The sequence below is a fragment of the Chryseobacterium shigense genome (genome assembly GCF_014207845.1).
Taxonomy (GTDB): Bacteria; Bacteroidota; Bacteroidia; order Flavobacteriales; family Weeksellaceae; genus Chryseobacterium; species Chryseobacterium shigense_A.
This window is the reverse complement of sequence record NZ_JACHLC010000008.1, coordinates 13289-33149: the sequence shown is the minus strand read 5'-3', so window position 1 is coordinate 33149 and position 19861 is coordinate 13289. Positions and strand designations below refer to the sequence as shown.

Genomic DNA, 19861 nt, shown 5'->3' with positions numbered 1-19861 from the left:
TATTTTTCGCGCATGATTATTGATAAAGAAGAGATCCGGAAGAAAAAGAAAAAACTGGACGACTGTACGGCATTCCTGAAAAAAGAATTCATCGGAATTGATAAGATTATTGATGATTTAATGGAATACATACAGATATGGTACCTGATGCCTGAAATTCTGACCCGTCCCGTAGTAATCAATCTATGGGGAATGACGGGTGTGGGAAAGACAGATCTTGTGCGGAAAACTGTCCGGTTCCTGGAATTCCAAAACCGTTTTGTAGAGATAGAACTCAGCAACAGCGATGAAACCTCATGGAGCAAAAGTGTTTCCGATATTTTTCAGAGTAACCGTCTCAATGATGAGAAACCGAGCATCGTCCTTTTTGACGAGATCCAGCGTTTTAATACCATTGATCCTGACGGAACTCCTGTTCCACAGACAAAGTTCACGGATTTCTGGGAGCTTTTAAGTGATGGCAGGTTAAGCAAAAGAGAGCGTGATGATCTTGAACATTACCTTTTCTCCTATCTTTTAAGAAAAAAGGAAAACGAGCGGCGTAAGACAAGCGGTGAAACGGAAGTGGATGAAAACCCATACCTGAACCTCTGGGACGCAAAAGAACTGAAAAAGTACCTCAGCATGGAAGATGATGTGATGAGCATTATTGATATGAAGGAGGAAGACATGATCAAGCTGATCCTGAAGAAACAAAAAGAAAAGAAGATCTATGAGCCGGTAGATTACAGCAAAATGCTGATTATCATCAGCGGAAACCTTGATGAAGCCTTTCAGATGTCCCGCGAAACCAGTGAAGCAGATATAGATGCCAACATTTACCATGCATTCACAAAGAAAATAACTGTTGTTGACATTAAAAATGCATTATCAAGAAAATTCAGGCCGGAGCAGGTAGCCAGGTTCGGAAATATTCATTTGATTTATTTTTCACTGAAAACAGAAGATTTCCAGGAACTTATTCAACGGGAAATCAATAATCTTAAAACCAAAACGAAAACAAAATTCGGGATCAGTTTAAAAATCAACAAAAGCATTAATGAGCTGATCTACAGGAATGGTGTATTTCCCGTACAGGGCGTACGTCCCGTATTCAGCAGTGTGGTAGATATCCTGGACACCAACCTCAGCAAATTTCTATTTGAAGCCGTCATCAACGATGATAAAACCATTGAAATTGATTATCCTGTCAAACAGAAAACAATTACAGGGAAAATAGGAAACCGTATTATTAAGATCCCTTACACCGGGAGAATCGACAAAATACGCCAATCCAATCAACAAGATGCAGTGGCCAACATCAGTGTTCATGAATGCGGACACGCCGTTTCCTATATGCTGTATACAGGTTTCGCCCCATTGCAGCTGAAAAGTAAAGTGGCCAGCAGCTATGCCGCAGGGTTTACCTTTCCACATCAGATTCATGACACAAAAGAGAGCTTGCTGGACAGGATTAAAATCTATCTGGCCGGAGGTATTGCTGAAGAAATTGTTTTTGGAGAAAATAATGCAAGCATAGGAAGAAGCCACGACAGGGAACAAGCTACCATGCTTGCCACAGATTATGTCAGAAAATACGGTTTTGATGAAGAATACCAGGCAACATACAGCCTGGAAGAATATCCGCACCGCATGCAGCATGATATCACAGATAAAAAGATTGAAAGACTGATGCAGGATCTCGCCAAAAAAACGAAGGAAGATCTTATTCTCCATTTAGACCTGCTGAAAGATATGAGTATTGAACTCAGCAAAAAAGGAAGCATGTCGCCTAATGAGATTTATCTGGCTGCAAAAAAACACCGACTCGAGGTGAACATTAAAGAAGAAGGGTATCTTCATATTGCAGAATATCACAAGATGCTTGGTCAATAGAAAAAAATTCACAATAACATAAACTAATATTAATAAAATCTTACCTTTCGGTTAATTCTGAAAGGTTTTTTCTATATATAAATATTCTATCTAAATATTTTATATTTTTACATCACTAAACTAATCATCATGAAAAACTTAATTTTAGCATGTACGCTGCTGGTAAGCAGTGCATTCATTTCTACTCTAAAAGCACAGGCAGAACCATTCCTTGGACAGATCGCTTTTGTACCCTATAACAGAGCACCCAACGGATGGGCAGACTGCAACGGGCAGTTATTGTCAATAGCACAGAACCAGGCCCTTTTTTCATTATTGGGAACCACTTATGGAGGTAACGGAACCACTACTTTTGCCCTGCCTGATATGAGAGGAAGAGTTCTTATTTCTCAGGGACAAGGACCTGCCAATTCTCAGAACTACCTGATAGGTGAAACAGGAGGAAGCGAAACAGTAACGCTGACACAGCAGCAGATGCCTGCCCATAACCATACCGTAAATGCTGTAACAGCAGAAGGCAATCAGAATACTCCTACAGGAAATCTCCCTGCAGACACCAAACTTTTAGACAAAGAATATTCTGATGTCAATGCCAACACAACCATGAAAGCTACTATGGTCAATCCGGCTGGAGGATCTCAGCCCCATGAAAACAGGCCTCCGTTTGTTACCATGAGATGTATTATAGCATTACAAGGTATTTATCCATCTTTTAACTAACAGGTTATGAAAGCTCTATACTTATTAGCCATAGCTTTTGGAAGTTCATTGGTCGCGCAGACTATTACCTTCAACGGATGTCATAATTTATTTGACAATCAGAATTTTATATTTACAAAAACCGGGGTTGATTCTTACAATAAAGGTATTTATATTACAACACCGGTTGACGGGCAGCCTTGCGGAGGTCTTGGAACCTGTGAATTTAAAATCCAGTGGAACAATACCCTTACCAGATGGGAATTTATTGCCGATGAAGGAAACGGAACCTTTACCACTCCTTCCCTGATCTATTATAATTCAACGGGGAACAATGGCAGCCAGCGACCACCAAGCAATACATTTGGAACATGGATAGAAAATACAGCAATAACTACCGGCCAATGTGGAGGAAATCTTACGGGAACAAACTCTACCATGACAGGAGATGTACACAGTTCTTCACTGGGAACATCAGATCTTACAAAATCTAAAATCCAGATTTTCCCGAACCCTGTTTCAGATGTTATCCGAATTTCAGGAATTGACAATGGGCAGACAACGCAAATCTATAATTTGGACGGGCAAATGATAAGATCTGAAGCGTTCGATGAAAAAATCAATGTATCTTCTCTTTCTACCGGAGTTTATGTTTTAAAAATCGTCACGAAAAATTTTGAATCTCATGAATTTAAATTCGTGAAAAAATAGAGATACAATGTCTTTATAGCATTAATTGATTATTGATACAGCCTCCGGAAACCACGGAGGCTATTTTAGGGAATATTTTTTGCAGTTTATCTAACATGCCATCAAGTGTTATCAACAGCTATATTTATTTTCCGGAGACTGAGATATTGAGAGTTATCTACCAGTCCAGAGCTGTTTACGATTATCTTAAGGTTCCGATGTTTGTAGCTGAAAAATTCAGGGAGGCCAGATCTAAAGGAAGATTTCTGAACAGTGTCATTAAACCCGGTTTTAAATATACTAAGATCAGTAGAAGAAATCATAAATAAAAATGCCCCCATTACTGGAGGCATTTATTTTTGAATAATCAAAAAATTATTTAATAATCAGTTTAGATGTTTTACTGTCTTTTCCGTTGGAAATCTGAACCATATAAACTCCTTTTTCAAGCTGCTGGTTTACTCTGTAGATTCCGCTTCCTTCTTCAGTTACAGACGGGCTTGCTACCAATCTTCCTGACATATCGGAGATAGAAACTTTCAGATCCTTACCGTTTTTAGCTTTGATAAATACTTTATCACCTGTTGCAACAGGGTTAGGATAGATCACAAGATCGTTATTGTCTGCCTTCACTTCGCTTGTTCCCAAAGTAGTAACTAATTTCACAACATAATCCTCAGCCTGACCATATCCAAGCTGCCCACATGGCGCGAATAAACTAGGAGAATCAGCATCAGCAATAACTCTCATTCTTAACGGTGTATTTAAGGTTGCCGTAGCCGGAGGAGTAAAGTTTGCGGTAAAGGTTCCGTACAGATTTGTTCCAAGAGGCACATCATCTCCGGAAGCTACCAGTTCACTTGCTTCAAAAGTTCCGTTGTTGTTATAATCTATCCAAACACGTACAGACTGGGAATTCTGAAAAATTCCTACCTCAACAGTTTGTTGTTGATTAACTACTAGCGGAGTATATATTTTCATAGAACATGCTTTCGTTGTATAATCTACATAATACAAAGCATGCGCCGCCCAATATCCCGGAGATGCATTATCTATTTGTCCTAATTTTACAGAAACCGGACCGGCTAAATAATTCCCCGGATTAGCTAAACCTGAAGGCGAACAAGCGGCAATCGGAACAACTGATGGTGCCGGAGTAGCAGGTAATGCATTACCGGTTTGTGAAGTTGTAAGACTGCTTCTGAACAGCATAAAGGAGTCATTAATTCTCTGTCCCTGTCCAGCAGTAAATTTCTGGGCAACAGAATTAGAGTAATTCATCATATTATACTGTACTCCCTGATAGTTTACACCGGTACATGAGTTAATTGATGAATTAGAAGGAACCGGCCATGCATAGTAACCGCTTCCTGATCTTTCGGTATCACAAACCTTATCATCATCAGTAGTACAAACACCGGTAGTAGCCGGACAATAATCCGAATCAGCAGGAACGGCATCATATCGACCATTTTGGAAGGTATGGTATAATCCCATTGCATGCCCAAACTCGTGTGCAAATGTTGTGTCATGAGCTTTGGTTACGACCCCGGTTTTCATAAATGACTCATAATTAGAATCAAGGTTATTAGGGAATGCAGCAAACCCCATCAGACCTGAGTTAGGTGTTGTACTCCCGTCAAATGTAGTAATTACATAAATATTAAAATAAGAAGCTTCCGGCCAGTGTGGAGCCAGCCCTTTGATAGCAGCTCTGGTTGCTCCATTTGATGTTTGGTAAGCCATTCCGGATGTATTATAACCGGACAATGAGCTTCCGTTATATCTTACAATACCTGTTGTAGCATTACAGTTCGGATCTCTTTTGGCCAAAACCAATTTAATCGGGAATACCGCTGACGTTCCGAAATCTGAAGGTACACCAGACGCAGGCCAGGCATAAGTTCCCGCATACATTTTGTTGGCATTATCCAACCATTGCTGAATCTGTGCGTCAGTTCTTGTGAACGAAGCATTACTGCCTTCAATAACGTGAACTACCACAGGAATTTCATAAACGCCATTCACAGTTCCTTTAGCAGCTGCTGAAGGATTGGCCATTCTTTCGGCCTGAATATTTTGGATAACTTTATCAAAAATCTGTCTTACTCCAGGGATTGTTTTATCCTGTAATTGTAACTCCTGATCGAAACCACAGATTTTCTGCTGCTGTTGCTGCTGCTGTTGTGCAACTAATGAAAGTGAACACAACATTGCTCCATAAAGGAAAGTTTTCTTCATAACTTCAAAGTTTAAATTTTAAAAATCTATTCTCAATAAAAAAGATAGATTTACCCTTTCTATTAGTAACAATAAATGACTTTTGTTACAAAAATATTCTTTTTTTCCAGAAATCAGCAGAAAAAACAACTAGCTACAAACTAAAACCAATCATTTTAATCTAAAAAATTACATTAAAAATAATTAAAAATTAAATAAAATTCCGTTATCAATATAAATAACAAAATAATATCCATCATAAAATATACATAGAATAACTCGTCATTAAATAAAAAAACCGCGCAAAATATGCACGGTTATATATTATGATAATTGCTTTGAATATTCTATAAAGAATAATTCGGGGCTTCCTGGGTGATAATTACATCATGCGGATGAGATTCTTTCAACCCGCTTCCGGTAATCATTACCATCTTGGTATCTTTCTGTAAAGCTTCAATATCTTTAGCTCCACAATATCCCATACCAGCTCTAAGGCCTCCTGTTAACTGGAAGATCACATCTTCTAGCTTTCCTTTATGCGGCACTCTTCCTTCAATTCCTTCCGGAACGAATTTTTTAGCTTCACTCTGGAAGTATCTTTCTTTTCCTCCTCTTTTCATGGCGGAAAGGCTTCCCATTCCCTGATAAGATTTGAATTTTCTCCCCTGGAAAATAATTTCCTCTCCCGGAGCTTCATCAGTTCCTGCTAAAAGAGATCCCAACATTACAGCTCCTGCCCCACTTGCAATAGCTTTTACGATATCTCCTGAAAGTTTGATTCCTCCGTCAGCAATTACTGCTACGTTTTTGGATGCAGCATATTCGTAAACATTGTAAATTGCGGATAACTGAGGAACTCCAACTCCTGCAACCACTCTTGTTGTACAGATAGAACCTGGTCCCACTCCTACTTTAAGAACGTTTGCTCCGGCTTCAATAAGATCTCTTGCTGCTTCGGCTGTTACAATGTTCCCTCCAACAATATCCAAGTCCGGATATGTTTTTCTGATTTCAGCAATTTTATCTAAAACTCCTTTTGAATGTCCATGGGCAGAATCGATACCGATGATATCCACTCCAGCTTTTACCAAAGCTTCGATTCTGTCTAAAGTATCTTCACCAACTCCTACACCGGCGCCTACGATAAGGCGTCCGTTCTCGTCTTTATTAGCATTCGGATACTCAAGCTGATTGTCAATATCCTTGATTGTAATTAATCCAACCAATTTATTGTCCTTGTCTACAATCGGAAGTTTTTCAACCCTGTTTTTAAGAAGGATTTCCTTTGCTTTTTCAAGGTTGGTATTTTTATCGGAAGTGATCAGGTTTTCTTTGGTCATGATCTCTTCAACTTTCATGTCAAGGTTTTCCTGGTATTTTACATCTCTGTTGGTAATAATTCCAATCAGTACGTTTTCGGAATCCACTACAGGAAGGCCGGAAATTTTATATTTGGCCATTGTTTCTTTAGCCTGAGCTAAGGTATGATCTTTTGAAAGGGTAACAGGATCAGAGATCATCCCGTTTTCTGAACGTTTTACACGGTTTACCTGGGCCGCCTGTTCAGCAATCGTCATGTTTTTGTGAATAAATCCCAAACCTCCCACTCTTGCCAGGGCAATAGCGAGATCTCCTTCCGTAACGGTGTCCATCGCAGCAGAAACTATCGGAACATTCAGCGTAATTTTGTCGGTAAGTCTTGATTTTAATGATACCTGATTAGGTAAAACTTCTGAATAAGCAGGGACTAGAAGAACGTCATCGAAAGTGATGGCTGTCTCTACAATTTTGTTATGAATAGACATCTTTACTTTCTTTGCAAAATTAGGTTATTTTGGTGAGATATGAAAATCCTTTTCAATAGTTTAAATAAAATTTAATAATCAATAACTTAAATGAAAAAACCGCTCTTATTAAAGAACGGTCTTTCTGTACAAAATAATTAGTTAGTATGAAACTACTTGTTTTTTATGATTTTTATTGAACTATTTTACCACTTTCGTCCAGCTTGTCAATATGCGTCTGGTTATTTTTATTTACATAAATCTTAAGGCGTATACGTCCGTTACTGTGTCTTTCAGGAAAAGTGATTGGTGATGAAAATTATTTATCTGTAGCAGCATTAATCATCTTTGAAATATCATCTGCTGTAAAACTTCCCTTTACATCTACAAAGACCAATTCTTTATCTGAATTTACAGTGATCATCATATTTTTGATGGTTTCTCCGTTTTGTTTTACCCTGACATTGACGTTTTCACCGTTGTGTCTTATGGTAGCCCATTCTTCAAAGTTATTGTTATTCAGATATCTGGAATATTCGTTCAGCATGTCTTTACTTCCGTTATCTACTGTCATTATTTTTATTTTGGAAACCTTTTTAATGAGATCAATCACCTCCTCACTTTCTCCATCTTCTCTCAAAGCTTTCTTAATAAAAGGTTTCGCCATAAACACAGGTACATTGAAGCTGACAAATCTTGCTCCTTTAAAATTGTACTCCGACTGCCTGACGAATTCCATATTTGGCCTTCCTGAGGGAAGGCACGACTGCAGCAGCCACAATACAAGGATTCCTAAAGAAATGTTTTTGAGAGTTTTCATGGTGATTATTTTTAGTCGATAGGTTTAAGGGATCCTCCGGATGTTTTGCTGATATTGGATTCTATTTCCGGTCTTCCTTTATATTTTACCAAACCTCCTGAAGAAGCTTTTACTTTCAGCTTAGTGGAAACATTTACTGAAAGGTTTCCTCCTGATGTAGCTTCTGCCTCAAGGCTATTCAGTCTAAATTCATCTGCTTTACAAAGCGCACCGCTGCTGATGTCTATGATTCCGTTATCTGCTTTTCCTTCAATGGCTGTATTGGAACCGCTTGATGCTTTCAGCATAATGTTTCCTGCTGTAACGCCTGCCCTGATGTTGGCCCCCGATGAAGTTCCAATATCTAATGTATTAGCAGCCTTAAAGTTACCTTTCAGGTTAGCTCCTGACGATACATCAATGACCAGGCTGTTTTCATTTACGGAATTCACCGCGCTGAAACTGGCCCCTGAAGAAACTTTGATATTATCCATTCTCGGAGAAGAAATATTAACGTTTAAGTTTTTGAATCTTAAATTCTTTACGCCTTTATTATCTACATAAACCTTCAATATTCCATTTTCTACTTTTGTAATGATGTACTGAAGTTTATCTGCATCGGCTATCACTTTTACACTGACAGGACTTTCCTGCTTGAAAACCACATTCACACCTGTACTTACATTGATGCCGGAGAATTCTCCTACATTCCTGGCTTCTCCGTTAAGGTAGGACGAATTATTTTCAGAGGTAAGGCTGCTTCTGAGATTGGTTACAGGATTGGTCTTGGTTTCGCTGGAGTTAATAATCTTGTTCACATCGTCCATAGATAGTTTTCCATCCAGCATAACGAGGATATTTTCTCCTTTTCCTCCGTTAATGCTCAACAGAAGATCATCCAGCATTCCGTCTTTTGCATCGGAGGAAAGAAATTTTATCTTGGCTCCGGAATTGTTGACGGACATTATTTCATTATAGTTGAGATTCTTCAGAAATACGGAAACATCCTTACTCAACCTTGAAAGGTTATCCTGAACTTTACGCCCTTCCGTTGTATCGGCATTTTCCGGATTTTCGGTAATAAGAATTTTTAAGCCGTTGATTTTTGACAACAGTGGCTTGATCTGATCCAATTGGGAATCATCAATATTAAGACTGCTGAGCATACCAAACATGGGCTTTGCAATTTTAATGGAAGTAACGCCTTCCACCTCCTGGTATCTGTCGAAAAGTGTGTCGAACTTATCCCGCTGGCCATACATCGTAAAGAAATGGGAAAAAGCGAGTGCGAATATTATGAATAGTTTTTTCATGAGTCAATTTTTATTTTTCTAAGCTGATTATTTTTTGCCTGATCAGGAGCATAATCTGTTTTTATTTGTTAATAATCATCAGCTACCACTGCAGGCTGAGCTAATTTTTCACTAACGTTATTGGCGAATATCTGGAATGAATATTTAGTTACATTAATGGCTTCGTCTACATTATCGATCCTTTTACCGTTTACAATTACATAGGAATCTTTATAACCTGTGGAATCTTTTAAAGTTGTTTTATTATTGAAGGAAGAATTACTTACAAATCTGGGTTTCGATTCTTTTTTCAGTCTTCCTCTTTTTGGCAGAATTTCATCTAATACATCTTTTTCCGCTACTGAGTTTTCCTGGAAAACAGAGTCTTTTTTGGCCCCGGAAATGGAATCAGTATGGTTTACTGCTACCTGTTCCTGGTGGTCATTGTTCTCTTCAATAAATTTTGATTTCTGCTTTAAAACCTCATCTTTTACCAACTTCTCTCTCTCTGCTACATCTGTACGGTAATTGTTAAAGAGAAAACCGATACTGAAAAGAAGCACTAATCCGGCTGCCATCCAGAACCATTTCGGGAAAGAAGGTTTATTTTTTTGAAGCGGAATGACAGGCACCTCGCTTGTTTCAGAGCCGGTATCCCCTTCTGCTTTCTGAAGAAAATCTTCAAAACTCCAATCCATCTTTTCTTCCTTTATATCGTGGAAGATCTCGTCGTATTTATTTTGAAATTGATCTTTGCTCATAGCTCATCAGTTGTGATATTTGTTCTTTTACTTTTTGTCTCGCCCTCATCAGGTTTACTCTTACTGCATTTTCTTCCATTTCCATCATTTCGGAGATTTCCGAGACCTCATATTCTTCTACATCTTTCAGATGGATTACCATTTTCTGTTTCTCCGGGAGCTGGTTGATAAATCCTATAATATGCTCCTTCAGATTATTGATATCCATGCTGTACAATTCCGAGCGGTGAAGCTGCAAATCTGCAAATCCTAACTTTACATCGTGGTGCTTCAGCCGGTTCAGACATTCGTTCCGGACGGACTTTAAAGCATAGGATTTTAAATTTCCAAACTGCTCCAGCTCTTCCTTTTTCTGCCAGAACTTCACCATCAGGTCCTGCACCACATCTTCTGCTTCATCACTGCTCATAACGAATCTTTTCGCAAAACGATACATCTCGTCTTTGAGAATAAACACCGTATTCTTGAAAGTTTCCTGGGTCATGAGTTTTGTTTCTATAGGTAAGACAATTAAAATCTTAATTCTATTACATTACAATATAAAAAAGTGATGCTTTTTTTGCATTTTTATTTTTAGCACTCTCATAAAGCCTTTTTACAGAAGTGTTTTTATGATTGTTATAAAATTAATTATTTTTTTCTTTTCTATACATTTTATGTTTTCTGGCAATAAGACACAATCATCTGGGAAAATCTACAGGAAAACAAATAAGTCTCATCCGATATCCATAATATAAAAAGCCTCCAAAAATGGAGGCTTTTTATATTAATAGTTATCAAAAATATGCTTCAATATCGCTTTATCTTCATCCGTTAGAGGAACTTTCCTTCTTCCCATTGCCCTTTCTGCCACTTCATAGGCTTTATCCAGCTTGAATCTTTCATCATCTTTACCTCCACCCCATGAAAAGTTTTCCACAAGGTTTGGCGGAAAGCCCGGCTTAAATATATTAGAAGCAACACCTACCACAGTTCCTGTATTCAACTGGGTATTGATCGCTGTTTTGGAATGATCTCCCATTATCAGGCCTGCAAACTGAAGTCCGGTATCTTCAAAAGCTTTTGTTCTGTAATTCCACAGCTTAACCTGACTGTAGTTGTTTTTAAGGTTGGAAGAATTCGTATCCGCACCAAAATTACACCATTCTCCGATTACAGAATTCCCGACAAATCCTTCATGTCCTTTGCTTGAATATCCGAATATGATAATGTTATTCACTTCCCCACCTACTTTACAGTGTGGACCAATTGTTGTAGCACCGTAAATTTTCGATCCCAGATTAAACTTGGAATCCTCACCCAGCGAAACAGGTCCGCGAAGATTGCAGCCTTCCATCACCTCAGCATTTTTCCCGATATAGATTTTTCCCGTTTTTGTATTGATGGTGGAAAATTCTATCTGAGCTCCTTCTTCAATAAACAGATCCTTTTTATCCCCTAAAAAACCATTGGTAGAAGATAACTCCTGAGAAGTTCTGCCTTCTGTAAGCAGGTTGAAATCGAAATCTATGGCAAGATGGTTATAGGTAAATAAATCTGACGGTTTTTTAAAGAATGTCAGTTTTTCCTTTATATCCGTCATTTTTTCAATTTGGTTTAAGGAAAATCCTTTCATATTGATCCTGGCGGCAACCAGTTCATCTTCATAAACCAGAGCTTCACCCTGTTTAAGATCTTTGATTTGCTGAATCACCGTTTCGGTCGGCAGAAAATTCGTTACCAGGAAAAGACTTTCTTTTTCTTCCGGATTTTTAAATTTATCCTGAAGATAGTTTTCTGTAAAATAAGAAACCTCCATATTCCCTAAGATCTTTTGCCACCGTTCGGAAAAAGTAAGGATTCCGCAACGCATTGCGGCAACAGGACGGGTAAAGGTAAGCGGAAGAAAATCTTCCCAATATTGGGCATCTGAAAATACTAATTGCATTATATAGAGGTTAGAGATTAAAGTTGAAAATCAGAAGCTGAAAAATGGAAGTTTGTGTTTTACGATCAACTTACAGAATCTGATTTCTGTTCAGAACAAAAATACAAAAATAGCTGAAAAGTGGAAATCGGGATATGAGACATTATTTAATAATAGTTTTCGTTTTTAATATCTGATTTCTGCCATAAAAAAAAGTCTTCCAGTAAAACCGGAAGACTTCAATATCTTTATTAACAAAAAATTACTTAGCGAATTTTTTGTATTTGTTCATGAACTTATCAACTCTACCTGCAGTGTCAACTAATTTCACTTTACCAGTGTAGAAAGGGTGAGAAGTTGAAGAGATTTCCATTTTGATCAACGGATACTCTTGTCCTTCATATTCGATAGTATCTTTAGTTTCTGCAGTAGATTTGCAAAGAAACACCTCGTCGTTACTCATATCTTTGAAAACAACAAGTCTATAATTTTCCGGGTGGATTCCTTTTTTCATAATACAATTTTTAAAAAATTAAAGTTTGCTTTCGAAATAGTAATGGATATTTCTCTGCTAATTTTAGGTTGCAAAAGTACAACATTTTTTTAAATATACAAATACTCAATCTAATATTTTTTCTTGATAAGAAATTCAAACTATTTTCGTTAAATTTGGAATCTTAAACCTTAATTTCGATGAAATTCAAACTATTACTGGCTTTTTCTTTCTGGATGCTTCTTGTAGCAGTATCATGTAATAAGGATGAAATTAGTTTTGACGCTCCTTCCCAGCAGTTAAGCTTCTCAAAAGATACCGTATTTTGTGATACGGTTTATCATCAGGTACGTTCAGAAACCTATCTTGTGAAAGTATATAATAATGAAGACAAGGACGTTCTTATCCCGAGGATTAATCTGGAAAAAGGAAGTTCATCATTATACAGGATCAATGTAGACGGAAAACCTGGCTATGATTTTAAAGATGTACCCCTGAGAAAAAAAGACAGTATGTATATTTTTGTGGAAATAGCACCCGAAGCAACAGGGCCGGAAGCTATTGCCGAAGACAAGATCCTTTTCAGCAGCGGTGCAGGACAGCAGCATGTAACTCTGTTTTCAGTAGTTCAGGATGCCGAATTTTTCATCGAAACCCCTACCAATCCTAATGTAATTTCTTCCCATACAACATGGAATAACAATAAAGCAAAGATTATTTACGGAAATCTTACCATCAATCCTAATATCACCCTGGATATCCAGCCCGGAACCAAAGTTTATTTCCACAAAAACAGTGGTATGAAAGTATCATCCGGTGCTACTTTAAATATCAACGGAATTTTTGATAATGAAGTAATTCTCCGCGGGGACAGGAATGATCCATATTATGATACGATTCCTAAAAACTGGAATTCTATCCGCATGGAGCCAAGCTCTATCCTCAATATGAATTTTGCAAGACTTTTCGGAGGAACAAGAGGTCTGGATATGCAGCAAAACACCGCCAATATCAGCAACTCATTCATCCATACTTTCTTTGAATATGGTATGTATGCGGTGGGCTCAACGGTTACCGCTAAAAATTTAGTAATGAACAATTGCGGTGAATCTTGTATAGGAATCTTCAGAGGTGGAAACCACAGCTATACTCATGCTACTATTGCAAACTATTCCAAAACAATGGGATCTTTCAACAGAAACGGAATTACTGCGGCCAATGAATGGAAAAATGCTGCAGGAACCACAGAACAGGGAGCACTTCAGCGTTTGGATATAAAAAACAGTATCGTCTTTTCAGACAGGGATAATTCTGTGAATTTTGAACAGACTCCGGGCCAGCAGTTTGAATTTCTGATCCAGAATTCACTGTTAAAATATTCAGGTACATCGGAAGCAGGATTCAATTTTGATAATAATGTTAGAGTAATACAGAGTATTAAGAATGAAGATCCACAGTTCCTTAACTATTTTGCAGCCAAAATGAACCTGAGAGTGAAAACAGCTTCTCCGGCAAAAGGAAAAGGAAACGTGACGGTAGCAGGAACGGTACCTTTTGATATTGTGAATGTATCAAGAACAACTAACCCTACTCTGGGAGCCTATCAATAATGGAAATAACACAACTGCAGCAACAGGTTGACGAATGGATCAAAACCATAGGCGTCCGTTATTTTAATGAACTGACCAACATGGCCATGCTGACCGAAGAGGTAGGCGAAGTAGCCCGCATTATTGCCAGAAGATATGGCGAACAGAGCGAAAAGGAAAGCGACAGGAGCAAGGATCTGGGCGAAGAGCTGGCAGATGTATTATTTGTTACCTTATGTTTGGCCAACCAAACCGGAGTGAATCTGCAGGAAGCTTTCGACAGAAAAATGAAGATTAAAACTGACCGTGATAAGGAACGGCACCAGAACAACGATAAGTTGAAATAATAAACAGATATCAGATGACAGGCAGCAATATCAGATTACAAAAGGTATGAGATCTGGCATCTGATGTCTTTTAAACAGAAGAAATAATGAAGTTAGAAAAATCAAAATTAATATCAGATAAAACGGTTCAGATCAGCGGTTCGAAAAGTATTTCGAATCGTTTGTTGATTTTGGAAAGTTTATTCAACAATATACATATCGGGAATCTATCCAATTCCCAGGACACCCAGCTGTTGAAAAAAGCACTGTCTGAAAACACAGACACCGTAGACATTCACCACGCAGGAACAGCTATGCGGTTTCTTACCTCTTATTATTCAATAGCCGAAGGAAAAACAACTGTTCTTACCGGATCCAAAAGAATGAAGGAAAGGCCCATTAAAAACCTTGTCAATGCATTAAAAGACCTTGGTGTTGAAATTGAATATCTGGAAAACGAAGGCTTTCCGCCTTTAAAAATCACAGGAAAGAAAATCACTCAAAAGCAGGTTAACGTTCCGGCTAACATATCAAGCCAGTTCATCACTTCTCTTCTTCTGATTGCCGGGAAACTGGAAAACGGAATGGAAATTAATCTGGTTGGTGAAGTTACCTCAAGATCATATATAGAAATGACGCTGGATATCCTGACAAGATTCGGAATAAATAACAGCTTTGAAGGAAATACCATTAAAGTAGAACCGTTTAATATAAATGGTGAATCACCAATAGTGAATTATGAAGTGGAAAGTGACTGGAGCTCGGCTTCGTACTTCTACTCGATTTGTGCGTTAGGAAGAGAAACCATTCATCTGAAAAGCTTTTATAAAGAATCTACCCAGGGAGATTCCGCCATCGCCAAAATTTACAAAGATTTTTTCGGTATCCATACGGTCTTCACTGAAAGCGAGCATAAAGTTACACTTCAGCCGGAACCTGATTTTATTTTCCCGGAAAAAATAGTCCTGGATATGAATAACTGCCCGGATATTGCACAAACCCTGTGTGTAACTGCAGCAGCATTAAAAATTCCTTTTGAAATTTCCGGACTGGGAACTTTAAGAGTGAAAGAAACCGACAGACTCCAGGCTTTATACAACGAGCTGAAAAAGCTGGGTACTGAAACGGAGATCACCGACCTTACCATTAAATCTGTGAGTTTCGGGGAACCGGAAGAAAATATTTCCATCTCAACCTACCAGGATCACAGGATGGCAATGAGCTTTGCCCCGTTCTGCCTTATTAAAGAAATTACCATTGAAGAGGAAGATGTAGTGGAAAAATCTTACCCGATGTTCTGGAAGGATCTGAGTGAGATAATGATATAAAATCCTGAAAATCCCAACGTAATGAGAAAGTATTTACTTCTTTTTTGCCTGATTATCCCTATGTTTTCCCTGGCACAGTACCTGCTGCCTAATGAAGAAACCGTTTTTTCATTTAAAACAAGTAACGGGAAAATCATGGCTTTGGTTAAAGATAAAAAGAACGAATATATCCAGTACAGGTTCGGAAGCAAAGATCATGTCGAAATGGAATTTCCGAATGAAAGGACAAAAGAAAGCTGGAAAAAATTCCAATACAATTCTTATCTCAGAGGCGGCGGAAAGCAGAATGCAGGAATGGAAGTGGATAATCTCTCATTTACAAACAACGGATACCAGTACCTGCTGTTCAGAACTTACTTTGCCGAAGGTGAAAAATTTGCTGCCGGAATTATTATTACCGACAGCAAAGGTAAAGAAACACGCATTCCAGGGAATTATAAAACAGTTGAAGGTTGTATCTGTAATCTTGAAGATACCGGGATGATTCAGAAAGAGGATATTGGCTTAACCTTTTAAAGTATCTTCGATGAAAAATCTTTTTTGTTTTTCCGCTTTACTTTTAATTGTCCATTTTCGGGCTCAAAACCTGAAAGATTTCTCCGTCCCCAAAGGATATAAAAAAATTGCAGAAGCCAAAGGCGATCTGGATAAAGATGGAAAAGACGAAACAGTAATTATTTTCAATACAGATAAAAAAACTATTCTGAATGACCGTGATGATTTTCCGAGGTCATTATTCATCCTGAAAACAATAGACGGAAAGCAGAAAGTCTGGAAAGAGAACAAAACGTTTCTTCTTTCAAGCGGAACAGGATTTTACCCGGAAGATAATGCGCCGCCTGAAATATCTATCAAAAACAACAGTCTTTCTGTTACGCAGATATTTAATACCAATTCGAGGCATACACAGACTTATAAACATACGTTCAGGTTTCAAAATGGTGATTTCTACCTCATCGGTTCGCATGACAGATTTGAGGATACCTGCGATTTCAATTACCTGAATGAGATCAATTTTTCAACAGGAAAAGGAATTATTGATGAAGAACATTCTTCGTGTGATGAGGAAGAAAGAGAGATTCCAAAAAATGTCCACAAAGAATTTATCCATCCTTTTAAGGCGTTAATTAAAATGAACAATTTCAGGATTGGGGAAAACAAATTTAAAATACCCGGTTCAAATAAAGATTTTAGTTATTGATTATCAGAAATATAATACATATAACTAAAGCCTCGCTTATTTTTCACTTACCTACTTATCCACAGAGTTATCCACAATTTATAAATACTATTTTTATTTACAGGTTCAGAAAACAAAAGTGTAAACAAGTTCCATAATAAATAATAGAGTTCCTGTTTCTTTTTTTACATTTGCTGAAAATACGGTTTGTGCTGAGATACAGCTGCCGGAGAAACAATAAAGTTTAAAATTATAAACAACCCAATGACTATCATCATCACCGGAACCTCATCAGGAATAGGTTTTGTACTGGCTGAATATTTCGGAAAAAAAGGCCATAAAGTATATGGCTTAAGCCGGAAACATACGGAAAGTCAATATTTCAGATCTATTCCGACAGATATTACTGATAATACCGCTGTTCAGAATGCCATCAGTGAAGTTTTAAAAACAGAATCAGGAATTGATGTCCTGATCAACAATGCGGGAATGGGAATGGTAGGTGCCGTGGAAGATTCTACGAAGGAAGATATTTTAAAGCTGTTCAACCTGAATCTTGTGGGCGCTGTTCAGATGATGAGTGCCGTTCTCCCGAAAATGCGGGAAAATAAATTCGGGAAGATCATTAATATTTCAAGTATCGGAAGTGAAATGGGACTTCCTTTCCGTGGTTTCTATTCTGCTTCCAAATCTGCTTTGGATAAGGTAACTGAAGCTATGAGATATGAAGTATATCCCTGGAATATCGATGTTTGCTCGTTACATCTTGGCGATATCAAAACAAATATTGCAGAGAACAGGGTAAAAACAAAGGTTTCTGAGCCGTACAAAAATATATTTGACAAAGTATATGCATTGATGAACTCCCATGTGGGCGATGGAACCGAACCTTTGGAAGTGGCCACTTACGTTGAAAACCTTTTGAATAAAAATAAATGGAAGGCCCATTATTATTTTGGTAAATTCGGGCAGAAGATCGGAGTTCCGCTGAAATGGATCCTTCCACAGGGAACCTATGAAAATCTGATGAAAAAGTATAATAAACTGGATTAATTTCAGTTATTTAAAAAATTATTTAAATATACATTTGAACCGTTAAGATATACTAAGCTGTTAAGAATGATTAAGTGATCCTCGCTTTTTTATTAGCGGTTTAAATAAATTGAGTATTGAAGTTATTTCTGAAAATATTTTTTGTCCTGTTCTGCGTTTTTGTACAAGCGCAGAAGAAGCAGTATTGGCTTATTGATACGGAAACCAATGTCCGGAAAAAAGTCAAAGATTCTGTTTCTGCGGTAAAATTTCTGGATTCTTTGTCACAAAATAATTATTTCTTCACCAAACTGAAAGATGTAAAAATAAAGGGCGACAGTACAGAAATCTTCTACGACAAAGGAAAAAACTTTAATGAAACCTATGTAGATCTTTCCGATTCTATTGCGCTTAAATTAAAGGTTCAGAAGGATTTTTTTACTAAAAATTTAGATTCAACAAAGAAAAGCATCAGCAAAAGATATATTGATGACGGTTATTCTTTCAGCCGTCTGAAATCTAAATACAAAGGCCAGAAAAACGGCTATCCCGTCATAGAACTGGATATCAACAAAAATGATAAACGGACGATTGACAATTTTGTGGTAAAAGGCTACGAAAGGGTTCCCAAAAGGTTTATGAAAAATCTGGAAAAGGAATTCAAAGGAAAAACGTATGACGACAAAAACCTTTTGGCCATCAGCAAAAATTTCCAAAGTCACGCTTTCGTTGCCCTGGAACGCCCGCCCCAGACTTTATTCACCAAAGATTCCACGAGCATTTACCTGTTTATGGAAAAGAAAAAGACGAATACGTTTGACGGGGTAATTGGTTTTGGAAATGATAAAACAGAGAAATTCACACTGAACGGAACCCTGAACGTTAATTTCAGGAATATATTCAACGGTTTTGAAACAGTAAATCTTTACTGGCAGAGAAACCCTGACAAAGGGCAGACTTTTGACCTTCAGACTGATATCCCGTATCTTTTGAAATCTAATGTAGGTATGAACCTGAAAGTCAATATTTTCAGACAGGATTCTACCTTTGCGAATGTAAAATTCCTTCCTGCCTTCTATTATCATATCAATTCCCGAAACAAAATCGGGCTCAGGGGAACACTGGAATCTTCCAGCATTATAGATACATTGTACGTTCAGGGTAAAGATTATAACAAAAAAGGTCTTGGAATCTGGTATGAAATGACGGAACCTACAGATATTGATCTTTTCCTTTATAAAACAAGGATCAATGCCGGCTATGATTACCTGACAACGACTTATACGAAAGATAATATCAAGGCTAACCAGAATCAGTTTTACTTCTTCGGTGAGCATAATTATCATATTTCCGGAAATCATTTTCTCAATATAAAAGCAGAAGGAGCTATGATGGATTCCAAGGTTGAATTCTCCGCGAATGAATTATACCGTTTCGGGGGCTGGAATTCCATGCGGGGTTTCAATGAGAAATCCCTGGCCGCCGATTTCTATTATTACGCAGGATTGGAATACCGGTATCTCATTGGAAGTCAGGCATTTTTTGACTTCTTCGGACAGTACGGGCAGCTCAACAACAAATCTTTGAACGTAAAGCCTAAACTTTACAGTGTAGGACTTGGGTTTAATTTCTTTATACCAATCGGCCTCATGAGCTTCCAGCTGTCAAATGGTAATGAGTTCGGGAATCCTTTTAAATTCAATGACATCAAGATCCATTGGGGTATTTTAAGTAGATTTTAGGGAGGATACTTTTTTGTTTAAATAATTTTAAATAGTTTTTTTAACGTAAAATTTCCATATTATATCTCCGATATAAAGAGTATGTTACGTCACTGAATAAGCGGACGTATTATCCACACGCTTCATCAAATCAATTTCAATT

General features: G+C 37.7%; 19 protein-coding genes. 11 read left to right on the top strand and 8 right to left on the bottom strand.

Features of this window, described 5'->3' with window-relative positions; translation table 11 throughout:
- The first annotated feature begins 12 nt into the window (after nt 1–12).
- The 4 genes from HNP36_RS18580 (at nt 13) to HNP36_RS18565 (ending at nt 3593) form a co-directional block, all read left to right on the top strand.
- Complete coding sequence (locus tag HNP36_RS18580) at nt 13–1875, top strand: AAA family ATPase (RefSeq protein ID WP_184167371.1); 1863 nt, start codon at nt 13–15, stop codon at nt 1873–1875.
- A 129-nt stretch (nt 1876–2004) separates the two neighbouring features.
- Complete coding sequence (locus HNP36_RS18575; protein WP_184167368.1) at nt 2005–2595, top strand: phage tail protein; 591 nt, start codon at nt 2005–2007, stop codon at nt 2593–2595.
- A gap of 6 nt (nt 2596–2601) precedes the next feature.
- A complete protein-coding gene (locus HNP36_RS18570; protein WP_184167365.1) occupies nt 2602–3285 on the top strand; it encodes a T9SS type A sorting domain-containing protein in 684 nt (227 codons plus the stop codon).
- Between the two features lie 95 nt (nt 3286–3380).
- Complete coding sequence (locus HNP36_RS18565; protein ID WP_184167362.1) at nt 3381–3593, top strand: KTSC domain-containing protein; 213 nt, start codon at nt 3381–3383, stop codon at nt 3591–3593.
- Nucleotides 3594–3639: 46 nt separating this feature from the next.
- Here the strand turns inward: HNP36_RS18565 and HNP36_RS18560 are convergent, their stop codons facing one another.
- From HNP36_RS18560 to HNP36_RS18525, 8 genes are all read right to left on the bottom strand, one after another.
- On the bottom strand, nt 3640–5505 hold the full coding sequence (locus tag HNP36_RS18560; protein ID WP_184167359.1) for a GEVED domain-containing protein: 1866 nt from the start codon (nt 5503–5505) through the stop codon (nt 3640–3642).
- Between the two features lie 326 nt (nt 5506–5831).
- Nucleotides 5832–7292 (bottom strand): IMP dehydrogenase, encoded by a 1461-nt coding sequence (guaB, locus tag HNP36_RS18555; protein ID WP_184167357.1) that lies wholly within the window; start codon nt 7290–7292, stop codon nt 5832–5834.
- A 298-nt stretch (nt 7293–7590) separates the two neighbouring features.
- Nucleotides 7591–8091: a DUF4252 domain-containing protein gene (locus HNP36_RS18550; protein ID WP_184167354.1), complete on the bottom strand. Its 501-nt coding sequence runs from the start codon at nt 8089–8091 to the stop codon at nt 7591–7593.
- An 11-nt stretch (nt 8092–8102) separates the two neighbouring features.
- Nucleotides 8103–9383 (bottom strand): DUF4252 domain-containing protein, encoded by a 1281-nt coding sequence (locus HNP36_RS18545; protein ID WP_184167351.1) that lies wholly within the window; start codon nt 9381–9383, stop codon nt 8103–8105.
- 68 nt (nt 9384–9451) lie between these two features.
- Nucleotides 9452–10123: a hypothetical protein gene (locus tag HNP36_RS18540; RefSeq protein WP_184167348.1), complete on the bottom strand. Its 672-nt coding sequence runs from the start codon at nt 10121–10123 to the stop codon at nt 9452–9454.
- Entirely contained in the window at nt 10098–10607 is a 510-nt protein-coding gene (locus HNP36_RS18535) for an RNA polymerase sigma factor (RefSeq protein ID WP_184167345.1), read from the bottom strand. Before HNP36_RS18535 ends, HNP36_RS18540 begins: the two co-directional genes overlap by 26 nt.
- A 282-nt stretch (nt 10608–10889) precedes the next feature.
- A complete protein-coding gene (locus tag HNP36_RS18530; RefSeq protein WP_184167343.1) occupies nt 10890–12050 on the bottom strand; it encodes a GlmU family protein in 1161 nt (386 codons plus the stop codon).
- Nucleotides 12051–12291: 241 nt separating this feature from the next.
- Nucleotides 12292–12543 (bottom strand): type B 50S ribosomal protein L31, encoded by a 252-nt coding sequence (locus HNP36_RS18525; protein ID WP_040997690.1) that lies wholly within the window; start codon nt 12541–12543, stop codon nt 12292–12294.
- A 179-nt stretch (nt 12544–12722) separates the two neighbouring features.
- Here HNP36_RS18525 and HNP36_RS18520 point away from each other — a divergent pair, with 179 nt between their 5' ends.
- From HNP36_RS18520 to HNP36_RS18490, 7 genes are all read left to right on the top strand, one after another.
- Entirely contained in the window at nt 12723–14132 is a 1410-nt protein-coding gene (locus HNP36_RS18520) for a hypothetical protein (RefSeq protein ID WP_184167340.1), read from the top strand.
- Nucleotides 14132–14458 carry a nucleotide pyrophosphohydrolase gene (locus tag HNP36_RS18515; protein WP_184167336.1) on the top strand — a complete coding sequence of 109 codons (327 nt, stop codon included), beginning with the start codon at nt 14132–14134 and terminating at the stop codon, nt 14456–14458. Before HNP36_RS18520 ends, HNP36_RS18515 begins: the two co-directional genes overlap by 1 nt.
- A gap of 86 nt (nt 14459–14544) precedes the next feature.
- Nucleotides 14545–15765 (top strand): 3-phosphoshikimate 1-carboxyvinyltransferase, encoded by a 1221-nt coding sequence (locus HNP36_RS18510; RefSeq protein ID WP_184167333.1) that lies wholly within the window; start codon nt 14545–14547, stop codon nt 15763–15765.
- Between the two features lie 21 nt (nt 15766–15786).
- On the top strand, nt 15787–16281 hold the full coding sequence (locus tag HNP36_RS18505; protein ID WP_184167330.1) for a hypothetical protein: 495 nt from the start codon (nt 15787–15789) through the stop codon (nt 16279–16281).
- Between the two features lie 10 nt (nt 16282–16291).
- Nucleotides 16292–16966 (top strand): hypothetical protein, encoded by a 675-nt coding sequence (locus HNP36_RS18500; RefSeq protein ID WP_184167327.1) that lies wholly within the window; start codon nt 16292–16294, stop codon nt 16964–16966.
- A gap of 243 nt (nt 16967–17209) precedes the next feature.
- Nucleotides 17210–17998: an SDR family oxidoreductase gene (locus tag HNP36_RS18495; RefSeq protein ID WP_184167324.1), complete on the top strand. Its 789-nt coding sequence runs from the start codon at nt 17210–17212 to the stop codon at nt 17996–17998.
- Between the two features lie 116 nt (nt 17999–18114).
- Nucleotides 18115–19719, top strand: coding sequence for a hypothetical protein (locus HNP36_RS18490; protein WP_184167321.1), 1605 nt, complete (start codon nt 18115–18117; stop codon nt 19717–19719).
- The last annotated feature ends 142 nt before the right edge of the window (nt 19720–19861 follow it).